12 protein-coding genes are annotated in these 14,608 nt (G+C 72.8%); 10 read left to right on the forward strand and 2 right to left on the reverse strand.

Features of this window, described 5'->3' with window-relative positions; translation table 11 throughout:
• The 10 genes from G3I41_RS07490 to G3I41_RS07535 all read left to right on the forward strand — a co-directional run.
• A partial coding sequence (locus tag G3I41_RS07490; protein ID WP_164399516.1) for a PucR family transcriptional regulator occupies positions 1–949 on the forward strand: 949 nt, incomplete at its 5' end.
• A 107-nt stretch (positions 950–1,056) separates the two neighbouring features.
• Positions 1,057–2,502: an aldehyde dehydrogenase family protein gene (locus tag G3I41_RS07495; RefSeq protein WP_164399517.1), complete on the forward strand. Its 1,446-nt coding sequence runs from the start codon at positions 1,057–1,059 to the stop codon at positions 2,500–2,502.
• Positions 2,503–2,700: 198 nt separating this feature from the next.
• Positions 2,701–4,647: an acyl-CoA dehydrogenase family protein gene (locus G3I41_RS07500; RefSeq protein ID WP_164399518.1), complete on the forward strand. Its 1,947-nt coding sequence runs from the start codon at positions 2,701–2,703 to the stop codon at positions 4,645–4,647.
• A gap of 84 nt (positions 4,648–4,731) precedes the next feature.
• Positions 4,732–5,967, forward strand: coding sequence for a 3-phosphoshikimate 1-carboxyvinyltransferase (gene aroA / locus G3I41_RS07505; protein WP_164399519.1), 1,236 nt, complete (start codon positions 4,732–4,734; stop codon positions 5,965–5,967).
• A gap of 79 nt (positions 5,968–6,046) precedes the next feature.
• Positions 6,047–7,309 carry a 1-deoxy-D-xylulose-5-phosphate reductoisomerase gene (gene dxr, locus G3I41_RS07510; protein WP_164399520.1) on the forward strand — a complete coding sequence of 421 codons (1,263 nt, stop codon included), beginning with the start codon at positions 6,047–6,049 and terminating at the stop codon, positions 7,307–7,309.
• Entirely contained in the window at positions 7,306–8,616 is a 1,311-nt protein-coding gene (locus G3I41_RS07515) for a site-2 protease family protein (RefSeq protein ID WP_164399521.1), read from the forward strand. The genes dxr and G3I41_RS07515 overlap by 4 nt, the downstream gene beginning before the upstream one ends.
• A 186-nt stretch (positions 8,617–8,802) precedes the next feature.
• Positions 8,803–9,957, forward strand: coding sequence for a flavodoxin-dependent (E)-4-hydroxy-3-methylbut-2-enyl-diphosphate synthase (gene ispG, locus G3I41_RS07520; protein ID WP_164399522.1), 1,155 nt, complete (start codon positions 8,803–8,805; stop codon positions 9,955–9,957).
• 164 nt (positions 9,958–10,121) lie between these two features.
• Positions 10,122–10,967, forward strand: coding sequence for a GNAT family N-acetyltransferase (locus G3I41_RS07525; protein WP_343242082.1), 846 nt, complete (start codon positions 10,122–10,124; stop codon positions 10,965–10,967).
• A gap of 29 nt (positions 10,968–10,996) precedes the next feature.
• Positions 10,997–11,566 carry a GNAT family N-acetyltransferase gene (locus G3I41_RS07530; protein ID WP_164399524.1) on the forward strand — a complete coding sequence of 190 codons (570 nt, stop codon included), beginning with the start codon at positions 10,997–10,999 and terminating at the stop codon, positions 11,564–11,566.
• A 69-nt stretch (positions 11,567–11,635) separates the two neighbouring features.
• The gene (locus G3I41_RS07535) at positions 11,636–13,339 is read left to right on the forward strand and encodes a proline--tRNA ligase (protein WP_164399525.1); all 1,704 of its coding nucleotides are present in this window, start codon (positions 11,636–11,638) and stop codon (positions 13,337–13,339) included.
• A 57-nt stretch (positions 13,340–13,396) separates the two neighbouring features.
• Here the strand turns inward: G3I41_RS07535 and G3I41_RS07540 are convergent, their stop codons facing one another.
• Both G3I41_RS07540 and G3I41_RS07545 read right to left on the reverse strand, forming a co-directional pair.
• Positions 13,397–14,320: an aminoglycoside phosphotransferase family protein gene (locus G3I41_RS07540; RefSeq protein WP_164399526.1), complete on the reverse strand. Its 924-nt coding sequence runs from the start codon at positions 14,318–14,320 to the stop codon at positions 13,397–13,399.
• A 42-nt stretch (positions 14,321–14,362) separates the two neighbouring features.
• A partial coding sequence (locus tag G3I41_RS07545; RefSeq protein WP_164399527.1) for a DUF4439 domain-containing protein occupies positions 14,363–14,608 on the reverse strand: 246 nt, incomplete at its 5' end.

Genomic DNA, 14,608 nt, shown 5'->3' on the forward strand with positions numbered 1-14,608 from the left:
CAGCATGGTCGTCGGCGACACCGACGACCGCGTCGAGCTCCAGTCCCTGGGCACCGGACGCCGGGTCCGCGGCGCCCTCGCCGTCGGCACCGGGGCGGCCCTCGGCACCGCCGAGCGGTACGCCGTGCACTCGGCGGTCGCCCTGCTCACCCTCACCACCGCCCGCTCCCGCGCCCTCCAGGGCGCCGAACAGCGACTCGGCGCGGCGGTGCTGCGGATGCTGCTCGCCGGCCAGCCCGACCACGCCCGCGCCGTCGCCGGGGACCTCTACGGCGGGCTGCTCGACGCCCCCTTCCGGCTCCTGATCGCCGAGGGCCAGGACCCCTCGGCCACGGCGCTCCTGGCCGACGCGCTGGACACCGCCGCCGACCGGTCCGGCGAGACCCTGCTGATGGTCCCCGAGGGCGAACGCCTCCTGGTGCTGGCCGCCGACGGCGGTGCGGCGGTGACCGCCTGCCAGGCGTACGCCGAGGCGCAGGACGGGCAGACCCCGCGCGAACCGGCCACCGCCCGGGAGACCGACATCGTGGTCGGCATGTCCGCCCCGGCGGGCCCGGTCGCCGTGTCCGCCGCGTACAAGCAGGCCGAGCAGGCCCTCTCGGTGGCCCGCCGCCGGGGCCGCGCCCTGGTCGAGCACGCGGAGCTGGCCACCGGGTCCGTGCTGCCGCTGCTCGCCGACGACGCGGTGCGGGCCTTCGCGGACGGCATGCTCCGCGCCCTGTACGAGCACGACGCCAAGGGCCGGGGCGACCTCGTCGCCTCCGTGCGCGCCTGGCTCTCGCACCACGGCCAATGGGACGCCGCCGCCGCCGACCTGGGGGTCCACCGGCACACCCTGCGGTACCGGATGCGGCGGGTGGAGGAGATCCTCGGGCGCTCGCTGGACGACCCGGACGTCCGGATGGAGCTCTGGCTGGCCCTGAAGGTCACCACACCGCCTGGCCAATAAGGCGTATCGGGGCCGCGGTCCGCTCCACGCGGGACAAACGCCAGGCGGTCCCGGCGGCCCTACCGTGGGGGCCGACACACCCCACGCCATCGAAGGGCCGGAACTCCATGACCTCCACCCACGCCTTCTGGCTGGCCGGCCGCCAGGCCACCGGCGAGGAAAGCTTCGACGTCACCAACTCCTGGGACGGGCGCCTCGTCGCGACGGTCTCCGTCCCGACCGAGGCCCAGGTCGAGGAGGCCGTCGCCGCCGCGCACGCCGTGCGCGAGGAGTTCGCCGCGACCCCGGCCCACGTGCGCGCCGCCGCGCTCGACCACGCGGCCCGCCGGCTGGCCGAGCGCACCGAGGAGATCGCCCAGCTGATCTCCGCCGAGAACGGCAAGCCGATCAAGTGGGCGCGCGGCGAGGTCGGGCGCGCGGTGTCCGTCTTCCGCTTCGCCTCCGAGGAGGCCCGCCGGTTCAACAGCGGCGAGGCCCAGCGTCTGGACACCGACGCCGGCGGCACCGGCCGGCTCGGCCTGACCCGGCGCTTCCCGCGCGGCACGGTCCTCGGCATCGCGCCCTTCAACTTCCCGCTGAACCTGAGCGCGCACAAGGTCGCCCCGGCCATCGCCGTCGGCGTCCCGATCATCCTGAAGCCGGCCCCGGCCACCCCGGTCTCCTCGCTGGTCCTGGGCGAGCTGCTGGCGGAAACGGACCTCCCGGCCGGCTCCTGGTCGGTGCTCACGGTCCCCAACGACCGGATGCCGGCCCTGGTCCAGGACGAGCGGCTGCCGGTGATCTCCTTCACCGGGTCGGCCCCCGTCGGCTACGCGATCATGGACTCGGTGCCCCGTAAGCACTGCACGCTGGAGCTCGGGGGCAACGGCGCCGCCGTCGTCCTCGGCGACTACGCCTCCGACGAGGACCTGGACTGGGCCGCGGGCCGCATCGCGACCTTCTCCAACTACCAGGGCGGCCAGTCCTGCATCTCGGTCCAGCGCGTCATCGCCGACGCCGCGGTGTACGACCGGCTGCTGCCCAGGATCGTCGCCGCCGTGGAGGCCCAGGTCACCGGCGACCCGTCCGACCCCACCACCGACGTCGGTCCGCTCGTGGACGAGGCCGCCGCCCGGCGCGTCGAGTCCTGGGTGGACGAGGCCGTCGCGGCGGGCGCCCAGCTCCTCGCGGGCGGCAAGCGCGACGGGTCGACGTACGCGCCGACGGTCCTCGCCGGCCTGCCCGGCGGCGTCACCCTCGCCACCGAGGAGGTCTTCGGCCCGGTCCTGTCCGTGCAGAAGGTGACCGGCGAGGCCGAGGCGTTCGCCGCCGTCAACGCCTCGCAGTACGGGCTCCAGGCGGGCGTGTTCACCCACGACATCCAGGCCGCCTTCCGCGCCCACCGCGCGCTGGAGGTGGGCGGCGTGATCATCGGCGACGTCCCCTCGTACCGCGCCGACCAGATGCCGTACGGCGGAGCCAAGCAGTCCGGCGTGGGCCGCGAGGGCGTCCGCTACGCGATGGACGACTACACCTACGAGCGCGTCCTCGTCCTCACGGGCCTCGCGCTCTGACGCCCACGCGGGCGGACGCCGCACCCGGCGGCGGGCAGTGGAGTGGCGGCCGACCCGATCGGCGCCCCGAGGCTGGTCGGGCCGGCGGGAATCGGGTACATACGGACGAGTAGAACCGGACAGGTACGCACGGGCGGGCACCCCCGCCCGTGCGCCTGCCGGGTCCACCCACCCGACGACGCGGCGAGGTGAGCCCTCATGTCCGCTCCATCCGCACAACAGCCCACGCCCAAGGTCACCGAACGCGAAGCGCGCCAGGTCGCCGAGGACGCCCGGGAACAGGACTGGCGCAAACCCAGCTTCGCCAAGGAGCTCTTCCTCGGCCGCTTCCGCCTGGACCTGATCCACCCGCACCCGCAGCCCGCCGGCGAGGACGTCCGGCGCGGTGAGGAATTCCTCGCCCGGCTCCGCGAGTTCTGCGAGACCCGGGTCGACGGCGCCCTCATCGAACGCGAGGCGAGAATCCCCGACGAGGTCGTCAACGGCCTCAAGGAACTCGGCGCGCTCGGCATGAAGATCGACGTCAAGTACGGCGGCCTCGGCCTGACCCAGGTCTACTACAACCGGGCCCTCGCCCTGGCCGGCTCCGCGAGCCCCGCGATCGGCGCGCTGCTCTCCGCCCACCAGTCGATCGGCGTACCGCAGCCGCTGAAGACCTTCGGCACCCAGGAGCAGAAGGACACCTTCCTGCCCCGGCTGGCCCGTACCGACATCTCCGCGTTCCTCCTCACCGAGCCGGACGTGGGCTCCGACCCGGCGCGGCTCGCCACCACCGCCGTCCGGGACGGGGACGACTACGTCCTCGACGGGGTGAAGCTGTGGACCACCAACGGCGTCGTCGCGGACCTGCTGGTCGTCATGGCACGCGTACCGAAGTCGGCGGAGGGCAAGGGCGGCATCACCGCGTTCGTGGTCGAGGCGGACGCCCCCGGCATCACCGTGGAGCACCGCAACGCCTTCATGGGCCTGCGCGGCATCGAGAACGGCGTCACCCGCTTCCACCAGGTGCGCGTGCCCGCCGCCCACCGCATCGGACCCGAGGGTGCCGGGCTCAAGATCGCGCTCACCACGCTCAACACCGGCCGGCTCTCGCTGCCCGCGATGTGCGTCGGCTCCGGCAAGTGGTGCCTGAAGATCGCCCGCGAGTGGTCCGCCGTCCGCGAGCAGTGGGGCAGGCCCGTCGCCCGGCACGAGGCCGTCGGCTCCAAGATCGCCTTCATCGCCGCGACCACCTTCGCCCTCGAAGCGGTGGTCGACCTCGCCTCGCAGATGGCCGACGAGGACCGCAACGACATCCGCATCGAGGCGGCGCTCGCCAAGCTGTACGGCTCCGAGATGGGCTGCCTGATCGCCGACGAACTGGTCCAGATCCGCGGCGGACGCGGCTTCGAGACCGCCGCGTCCCTCGCCGCCCGGGGCGAACGGGCCGTGCCCGCCGAGCAGATGCTCCGCGACATGCGGATCAACCGGATCTTCGAGGGCTCCACGGAGATCATGCACCTGCTGATCGCCCGCGAGGCCGTCGACGCCCACCTCAAGGTCGCCGGCGACATCATCGACCCCGACAAACCGCTCTCCGCCAAGGCGAAGGCGGGCGCCAACGCGGCCGGCTTCTACGCCAAGTGGCTGCCGAAGCTCGTCGCGGGACCGGGGCAGCTCCCGACCACCTACGCCGAGTTCAACCCGGCGGGCCACCCGGACCTGGCCACGCATCTGCGGTACGTCGAACGCGCCTCGCGCAAGCTGGCCCGCTCCACGTTCTACGCCATGTCCCGCTGGCAGGGCCGGATGGAGACCAAACAGGGCTTCCTCGGCCGGATCGTGGACATCGGCGCCGAACTCTTCGCGATGAGCGCCGCCTGCGTCCGCGCCGAGCACCTGCGCGCCACGGACGAGCACGGCCGCGAGGCGTACCAGCTCGCCGACGCCTTCTGCCGCCAGGCCCGCATCCGCGTCGAGGAGCTGTTCACCCGGCTCTGGTCCAACACCGACGACCTCGACCGGCGCGTCGTGGAGGGCGTCCTGTCGGGCACGTACGGCTGGCTGGAGGAGGGCGTGGTCGACCCGAGCGGCGAGGGCCCCTGGATCGCCGACGCCGCCCCCGGCCCCTCCACCGAGGAGAACGTCCACCGGCCGATCCGCTGAGCCACCGGGCCGGTGCCGGCGGGGCGCGTCCAGTCGCTGGACGCGCCCCGCCGCACGTCCCGGTCCACGGCAGGATGGACGCCCGTGACCGTCATCCATGTCCCCGGCTCCAAGTCCGTCACCGCGCGCGCCCTCTTCCTGGCCGCCGCCGCGAACGGCCGCAGCACGCTCGTACGCCCGCTGAGCTCCGACGACACCGAGGGGTTCGCGGCCGGGCTGACCGCGCTCGGCTACGAGGTCGAGCAGGAGGCGGAGGCGTGGCACATCACCGGCCGCCCCGCCGGGCCCGCCGCCACCGAGGCCGACGTCTACTGCCGTGACGGGGCCACCACCGCCCGCTTCCTGCCCACCCTCGCGGCGGCCGGCGCCCGCGGCAGCTACCGCTTCGACGCCTCCGCGCAGATGCGCCGCCGCCCCCTGGCCCCGCTCACCGAGGCCCTGCGCACCCTCGGCGTCGACCTGCGCCACGAGGAGGCCGAGGGCCACCACCCGCTGCGCATCGAGGCCGCAGGCATCAAGGGCGGCGAAGTCACCCTGGACGCCGGGCAGTCCAGCCAGTACCTCACCGCCCTGCTGATGCTCGGCCCGCTCACCGAGACCGGTCTGCGGATCACCGTCACCGATCTCGTCTCGGCGCCCTACATCGAGATCACCCTCGCGATGATGCGCTCCTTCGGCGCCCGGGTCACCCGGGGCGGTGAAGACGGCGCCGTCTTCACCGTGGAGCCCGGCGGCTACCGCGCCACCACCTACGCCGTCGAACCCGACGCCTCCACCGCGAGCTACTTCTTCGCCGCCGCCGCCCTCACCGGCCGCGAGATCACCGTCCCCGGACTCGGCGCGGGTGCCCTCCAGGGGGACCTGCGGTTCACCGACGTCCTGCGCCGCATGGGCGCCGACGTGCACATGACCGCCGACTCCACCACGGTCCGCTCGACCGGCACCCTCCGCGGCCTCACCGTCAACATGCGCGACATCTCCGACACCATGCCCACGCTCGCCGCGATCGCCCCCTTCGCCTCGGCGCCCGTCCGCATCGAGGACGTCGGCAACACCCGCGTGAAGGAGTGCGACCGGCTGGAGGCGTGCGCGGACAACCTGCGGCGCATGGGCATCACCGTCACCACGGGCCCCGACTGGATCGAGATCCTGCCGGGCACGCCCGCGCCCGTCGAGATCGAGACCCACGGCGACCACCGCATCGTCATGTCGTTCGCCGTCGCCGGCCTGCGCACCCCCGGCATCACCTACGACGACCCCGGCTGCGTACGCAAGACGTTCCCCCGCTTCCACGAGGCGTTCGCCGCCGCCACGGGCTGAGCGGGGACGCGCGGGGACGGGGGACACGGACGGGGCGACCCGGGACACCCTGTCCCCGCACACGGAGGGAGCGGCGACAATGGGGCGCATGACCGACAGCCCTGCCCCTCTCGCCGACCCGCACCTCGTCTTCGACGCCGTGGAAGGACGCCGGGATCTCGTCATCCTCGGCTCCACCGGGTCCATCGGCACCCAGGCCATCGACCTGGTGCTGCGCAACCCCGACCTCTTCCGCGTCACCGCGCTGTCCGCGGCCGGCGGCCGGGTCGCCCTCCTCGCCGAGCAGGCCCGCCTGCTGAAGGTGCGCACGGTCGGCGTCGCCTCGCCCGAGGCCGTACCGGCCCTGCGCGAGGCGCTGCGCCAGGAGTACGGGGCAGGCGAGCCGCTCCCCGGGATCCTCGCCGGACCCGACGCGGCGACGGAGCTGGCCGCGAGCGACTGCCACACCGTGCTCAACGGGATCACCGGCTCCATCGGCCTCGCCCCCACCCTGGCCGCCCTGAAGGCGGGCCGCACCCTGGCGCTCGCCAACAAGGAGTCCCTGATCGTCGGCGGCCCCCTGGTCAAGGCGCTGGCCGCCCCGGGGCAGATCATCCCCGTCGACTCGGAACACGCCGCGCTCTTCCAGGCGCTCGCCGCCGGCACCCGCGCCGACGTGCGCCGGCTCGTCGTCACCGCGTCCGGCGGCCCCTTCCGCGGCCGGACCAGGAGCGAGCTGGCCGAGGTCACCCCGGAGCAGGCCCTGGCACACCCGACCTGGGCGATGGGCCCGGTCATCACCGTGAACTCGGCCACCCTCGTCAACAAGGGCCTCGAAGTCATCGAGGCGCACCTGCTCTACGACATCCCCTTCGACCGCATCGAGGTCGTCGTCCACCCGCAGTCGTACGTGCACTCCATGGTCGAGTTCACCGACGGATCCACGCTCGCCCAGGCCACCCCGCCCGACATGCGCGGCCCGATCGCGGTCGGCCTCGGCTGGCCGCTGCGCGTCCCCGACGCGGCGCCCGCCTTCGACTGGACGAAGGCGTCCACCTGGGAGTTCTTCCCGCTGGACACCGAAGCCTTCCCGTCCGTCGGCCTCGCCCGGCACGTCGGCGCGCTGGGCGGCACCGCGCCCGCCGTGTTCAACGCGGCCAACGAGGAGTGCGTCGACGCGTTCCTGTCCGGGAAGCTGCCCTTCAACGGCATCATGGACACGGTCACCGCGGTGGTGGGCGAACACGGAACGCCCGCCTCGGGAACTTCTCTCACCGTCGCGGACGTACTGGAAGCGGAGACCTGGGCGCGGACCCGGGCCCGGGAACTCTCGGCCAAGGCCATTGCGGAGGCACGCGCATGAGCATGACGACGATCCTGCTGACGATTCTCGGCATCGCCGTCTTCGTGTTCGGTCTGCTCTTCTCCATCGCCTGGCACGAGCTGGGACACCTCTCCACCGCCAAGCTCTTCGGCGTCCGCGTCCCCCAGTACATGGTCGGCTTCGGCCCCACCATCTGGTCCCGCAAGAAGGGCGACACGGAGTACGGCATCAAGGCCATCCCGGCCGGCGGCTACATCCGGATGATCGGGATGTTCCCGCCCGGCCCCGACGGGAAGCTGGAGGCCCGCTCCACCTCGCCCTGGCGCGGCATGATCGAGGACGCCAGATCCGCCTCCTTCGAGGAGCTGCAGCCGGGCGACGAGGACCGCCTCTTCTACACCCGCAAGCCGTGGAAGCGCGTCATCGTGATGTTCGCCGGCCCCTTCATGAACCTGGTGCTGGCCGTCGCGATCTTCCTCGGCGTCGCCATGTCCTTCGGCTTCCAGACCAACACCACCGAGGTCGCCGGCGTCCAGAAGTGCGTCATTCCGCAGAGCGCGAAGCGCGAGACCTGCGAGAAGTCCGACGCCGTCTCGCCCGCGCAGGCCGCCGGGCTGAAGAAGGGCGACCGGATCGTCGCCTTCGACGGTGAGCGGATGGACTCCTGGGACGCCCTCTCCGACCGCATCCGCGACACCATCGGCCCCGCCACCATCACGGTCGAGCGCGACGGACAGGAGAAGGACCTGCACGCGGTCCTCCTGAAGAACGCCGTCGCCAAGAAGGACGCGCACGGGGAGGCGGTCGCCGGCGAATTCGTCACGGCCGGCTACCTCGGCTTCGCCGCCCAGACGAAGATCCTCCCGCTCTCCTTCGGTGACTCGGTCGTCCGCATGGGCGACATGGTGGAGAACGGCGTCGACTCGATCATCGCCCTTCCCTCCAAGATCCCCGCCCTGTGGGACGCCGCCTTCGGCGACGGCGAGCGAGCGTCGGACTCCCCGGTCGGCGTCGTCGGCGCAGCACGCATCGGCGGCGAGGTGATGACGCTGGACGTCCCGGCGGAGAACCAGATCGCGATGATGCTGTTCCTGCTGGCCGGCTTCAACCTCTCGCTGTTCCTCTTCAACATGCTGCCGCTGCTCCCGCTCGACGGCGGCCACATCGCGGGGGCCCTGTGGGAGGCGCTGCGCCGGAACACGGCCCGGATCTTCAAGCGCCCCGACCCCGGCCCGTTCGACGTCGCCAAGCTGATGCCCGTCGCCTACGTGGTCGCCGGGGTCTTCATCTGCTTCACCCTGCTCGTCCTCGTCGCCGACGTGGTCAACCCGGTCAAGATCACCTGACCCGGGCACGCCGGACGCGCCCGGCGCACCGCGAGTGACCGGCGGTGTGCGGGGTGCGTCCGGCGGGCCGACATTCCGTACGGGGCCGGACGCGGTGTGCTCCCGGCCGTCCCCGGTGACGTAACCTCGAAGGCCGGAGCCCGCCGATACCGGGACCTCGATCCACACCTTGGGGATGCTCAGCGCATGACTGCGATTTCTCTCGGAATGCCCGCCGTTCCGACCAAGCTCGCCGAACGGCGGGCCAGCCGGAAGATCCAGGTCGGATCGGTTGCGGTCGGCGGGGACGCCCCCGTCTCGGTGCAGTCGATGACGACGACCCGTACGTCGGACATCGGCGCGACGCTTCAGCAGATCGCCGAACTCACCGCCTCCGGCTGCCAGATCGTACGTGTGGCCTGCCCCACACAGGACGACGCGGACGCCCTGAAGACCATCGCGTCCAAGTCGCAGATCCCGGTGATCGCGGACATCCACTTCCAGCCGAAGTACGTCTTCGCCGCCATCGACGCCGGCTGCGCGGCGGTGCGCGTGAACCCGGGCAACATCAAGCAGTTCGACGACAAGGTCAAGGAGATCGCGCGCGCCGCGAAGGACGCCGGCACGCCGATCCGGATCGGCGTCAACGCGGGCTCGCTGGACGCCCGGCTGCTGAAGAAGTACGGCAAGGCCACCCCCGAAGCGCTGGTCGAGTCCGCGCTCTGGGAGGCGTCGCTCTTCGAGGAGCACGACTTCCGCGACATCAAGATCTCGGTCAAGCACAACGACCCGGTCGTGATGGTCAACGCCTACCGACAGCTCGCCGCCCAGTGCGACTACCCGCTGCACCTCGGCGTCACCGAGGCCGGCCCCGCCTTCCAGGGCACCATCAAGTCGGCCGTCGCCTTCGGCGCCCTGCTCAGCGAGGGCATCGGCGACACCATCCGCGTCTCGCTCTCCGCGCCGCCCGCCGAGGAGGTCAAGGTCGGCATCCAGATCCTGGAGTCGCTGAACCTGCGCCAGCGCCGCCTGGAGATCGTCTCCTGCCCCTCCTGCGGCCGCGCCCAGGTCGACGTCTACAAGCTCGCCGACCAGGTCAGCGCCGGCTTGGAGGGCATGGAGGTCCCGCTCCGCGTCGCCGTCATGGGCTGCGTCGTCAACGGCCCCGGCGAGGCCCGCGAGGCCGACCTCGGCGTCGCCTCCGGCAACGGCAAGGGCCAGATCTTCGTCAAGGGCGAGGTCATCAAGACCGTGCCCGAGTCGAAGATCGTGGAGACCCTCATCGAGGAAGCCATGAAGATCGCCGAGCAGATGGAGAAGGACGGCATCGCCTCCGGCGAGCCCGAGGTCTCCATCAGCTGACCCCCTGGAACCCCTGGCAGCGCCCCACGAGGAACCTCTCGGCGGGGCGCTTCCGCGCGCGCCCCCGCGGCGGGTGCGCACAGCCGATCCCGGGCACGGGCGGCGTCGCTCAGGGGCATCGGTTACAGTGCGGAAATCAGCAGACCGCATGGTGAGGCCCCCTCGTGTTGACGCACACCACTACCCGGGTCCTCGAACCCAGCGACCTCGGTGCCGCGCTCGCCGTCCTGGAGAGCGAGCCCGTGGCCAACGCCTTCGTGACGTCCCGGGTCCAGATCGCCGGACTCGATCCCTGGCGCCTCGGCGGCGAGATGTGGGGCTGGTACGCCGACGGCCGCCTCCGCTCCCTGTGCTACTCGGGCGCCAACCTCGTCCCCATCTGCGCCGGCCCCGAAGCCGTCCGCGCCTTCGCCGACCGCGCCCGCAGGGCCGGCCGGCGCTGCTCCTCGATCGTCGGGCCCGCCGAGCCCACCGCCGAGCTGTGGCGCCTCCTCGAACCCGGCTGGGGTCCCGCCCGCGAGGTCCGGGCCAACCAGCCCCTCATGGTCACCGAGAGCCCGTCCGCCGACGTGGAACCCGACCCGCTGGTCCGCCGCGTCCGCAAGGACGAGATGGACATCCTCATGCCCGCCTGCGTGGACATGTTCACCGAGGAGGTCGGCGTCTCCCCGCTCGCCGGCGACGGCGGACTCCTCTACCAGGCCCGCGTCGCCGAACTCATCGGCGCCGGCCGCTCCTTCGCCCGGATCGACGACGGCAAGGTCGTCTTCAAGGCGGAGATCGGCGCCACCACCCCGCAGGCGTGCCAGATCCAGGGCGTGTGGGTCGCCCCCGAATACCGCGGCCGCGGCCTCTCCGAGACCGGCATGGCCGCCGTGCTGCGGTACGCACTGGCCGACGTCGCCCCGGTCGTCAGCCTGTACGTCAACGACTACAACACCCCCGCGCGCAAGGCGTACCGCCGCATCGGCTTCCGGGAGACCGGCACCTTCATGAGCGTGCTCTTCTGACCGGCCCCCCCGGACAGTAGGGTCGGCCCATGGCAGCAGATTCCGGGGGCGGCCCCCGCACCACCGGCGTCCGGGTCGGACCGATCGACCTCGCGGCCCGCGTCGACGAGGCACTGGCCGTCCAGGCCCTCGCGTTCGGCCTGAGCGCCGGCGAGGTCGAGGTCCGCCGGCACATCGTGCTCCGGCACCTCGACCACCCGCACGCCCGCGCGCTCGGCGCCCTGACACCCGAGGACCGGCTCGTCGGCTTCGTCTACGGCATGCCCAACGACCGCGGCCACTGGTGGTCCACCGTGGTCGAGGCCTACCTCCGTGCCACCGGCAGCGCCCACTGGCTGGACGACGCCTTCGTGATCACCGAGCTCCACGTCCACCCGGACTTCCAGAACCGGGGCGTCGGCCGCACCCTGATCACCACCATCACCGACGCCGTCGCCCAGCCCCGCTCGATCCTCTCCGCGATCGACACCGACAGCCCGGCCCGCGGCCTCTACCGCTCCCTCGGCTACCAGGACCTGGCACGCCAGGTGCACTTCCCCAGCGCCCCCAGGCCGTACGCGGTCATGGGAGCGCCCCTGCCGCTGCGCCGCGCTGGCTGAATGGATTTCCGCCCGCACGGGCCGCCCCGCTAACCTCGGGCCCATCACCCTTCCGAGCAGGAGTTCACCATGGCCCAGGTCCAGCGCATGTCCCGATTGATGATCAAGACACTGCGCGACGACCCGGCGGACGCCGAGACGCTCAACCACAAGCTCCTCGTCCGAGCCGGCTACGTACGACGCACCGCTGCCGGAATCTGGTCCTGGCTGCCGCTCGGCAAGAAGGTCCTGGAGAACATCACCCGCGTCGTCCGCGAGGAGATGGACGCCATCGGCGGCCAGGAGGTCCTGCTCCCCGCGCTGCTGCCCAAGGAGCCCTACGAGGCGAGCGGCCGGTACGACGAGTACGGCGACCTGCTGTTCCGGCTCCAGGACCGCAAGGGCTCCGACTACCTCCTCGGCCCCACGCACGAGGAGATCTTCACCCAGGTCGTCAAGGACATGTGCTCGTCCTACAAGGACCTGCCGGTCATCCTGTACCAGATCCAGACCAAGTACCGCGACGAGGCCCGCCCCCGGGCCGGCGTGCTGCGCGGCCGCGAGTTCCAGATGAAGGACTCGTACTCCTTCGACACCACCGACGAGGGCCTGGCCGAGGCGTACCAGCTGCACCGCGCCGCGTACATCCGCATCTTCGAGCGGCTCGGCCTGGACCACCGCATCGTCTCCGCCGTCTCCGGCGCCATGGGCGGCTCCGCCTCCGAGGAGTTCCTGGCCCCGGCGCCCGCCGGCGAGGACACCTTCGTGGACTGCCCGAACTGCGACTACGCGGCCAACACCGAGGCCGTCACCTTCAACGCCACCCCCGGCGACGCCTCGGGCACCGGCCCCGTCGAGGAGCTGGACACCCCCGACACCCCGACCATCGAGACCCTGGCCGCCCACCTCGGCGTACCGGCCTCCGCCACGCTGAAGAACCTGCTGGTCAAGGTCGACGGCGAGATCGTCGCCGTGGGCGTCCCCGGCGACCGCGAGGTGGACCTCGGCAAGCTGGGCGAGCACCTGGCCCCGGCCGTGGTCGAGCTGGTCACCGCCGAGGACTTCGTGGGCCGCCCCGACCTCGTACGCGGCTACGTCGGCCCCCAGGGCCTGGAGAAGGTCCGCTACATCGCCGACCCCCGCGTCGCCGCCGGCACCGCCTGGATCACCGGCGCCAACAAGGACGGCAAGCACGCGAAGAACGTCGTCGCGGGCCGCGACTTCGAGGTCGACGACTACCTCGACGTCGTCGTGGTCGAGGCGGGCGACCCCTGCCCCAAGTGCGGCACCGGCCTCCAGGTCGACCGCGCCATCGAGATCGGCCACATCTTCCAGCTCGGCCGCAAGTACGCCGACATCTTCGCGCTCGACGTGCTCGGCCAGCAGGGCAAGCCCGTCCGCGTCACGATGGGCTCGTACGGCATCGGCGTCTCCCGCGCCGTGGCCGCCCTCGCCGAGCAGACCGCCGACGACAAGGGCCTGTGCTGGCCCCGCGAGGTCGCCCCGGCCGACGTCCACGTCGTCGCCGCCGGCAAGGCGCTCCAGACCGAACTGGCCCTGGAGGTCTCCGACAAGCTGGCCGCCGCCGGACTGCGCGTCCTGGTGGACGACCGCGCCGGCGTCTCGCCCGGCGTCAAGTTCACCGACTCCGAGCTGATCGGCGTCCCGAAGATCCTGGTCGCCGGCCGCCGCTCGGCCGAAGGCGTCCTGGAGCTGAAGGACCGCCGCACCGGCGAGCGCGAGGAGCTGACGGTCGAGGAGGCCATCGCCCGCCTCTCCGAGCAGCAGGACTGACGCTCCGCACGCGCAGGGGCCCCGCACGGGACTTCCGTGCGGGGCCCCTGCGCGCGTCTACAGCCAGCCGGCGAACTCCAGGGTCACTTCGCCCTCCTGGCGGCGCCCGGCCGCCAGCGCCCGGGTACCCGACTCCACGGCGCGGAACAGCGTCCAGCCGTGCAGCCGCTCCTGGTCCACGTCCAGCGAGTCCGCGAGCTTCTTGACCCTGCGCCGGGCCGTCGTCGCCCCCGCGGGCGACGCGATCAGGTCCTCCACCCGGTCCCGGACCAGCCGCGCCAGGTCGTAGGCCCGCTCACCGACCAGCGGCTCCGGACCGACCGTCAGCCAGGGCGCCCGCTCACCCGCGAGCACCTTGCTCTGCCGGAAGTTGCCGTGCAGCAGCAGCGTCTCGGGGGAGCCGGCGACCAGCTCGTCCCGGGCCGCCAGCGCGGCGGTGACCAGCGGTTCGAGCGCGGGATCGGACGCGGCGGCGGCGCGCATGGCGTCCACCCGCCGCCCGGTCCGCTCGGTCACCGTCTCGAAGCCGTGCCCGGCCGGCGGGTCGACCCACAGCCGGCGCACCGTCCCGGCCGCCTCCAGGAGCGCCTTCGCCTCCGGCAGCGACCGCAACGACATCTCGGGGTGCAGCCGCTCCAGGAGCAGCGCGCCCGCCACGGACCGCCCGCCGTCCGCGGGTTCGAGCAGCCGCACCGCGCCCCAGCCGTTCCAGTGCGCCAGCGCCGCCTGTTCGAGCTCCGGCGCGGCACCGGTCGGGGCCAGCTTCAGGGCGGCCGGGGTGGAGTCGGCCCCCCGGACCAGCAGAACCAGACTGCTGCGCCCGCCGGGGGCCGCCACCCGTTCCACGACCGGGGCGCGGCCGGTCGCGGCCAGCGCCCGCTCGGTCAGTGCGGGAAGCCCCGCGAGCCAGTCCCCGGCGGCCGTATCCCCGTACGACTCCCCGAGCGCTCGCACCAGACGCTGCGGCGGTTCAAAACCCATACGTGCCGTGTTCCCTTTCACGCCTTCTCCCGTGCGCCCGTGTCAGCGCCGGGCACCGGCTCCGGCACTCGCGTCCGTCCCGGCCTTCGCCCCGGCCCGCTCCGCGAGCCCGGGAAAGGGTACGCCGCTGCCCCGCCAGCGCGCCGCGCGCACCGCGGCCTCGCGCAACGCGTCCGCCGCGCTGCGCCGCAGCGACCCGCCGGCGGCCCGGACCAGGTCGGAGTAGACGTACCCGACGCGGTCCTCGATCACCGCGGCGAGCCGGACCGCCGCCGCGGCGTCCGGCAC

The organism is Streptomyces sp. SID9727 (assembly GCF_010550605.1).
Classification (GTDB): domain Bacteria; phylum Actinomycetota; class Actinomycetes; order Streptomycetales; family Streptomycetaceae; genus Streptomyces.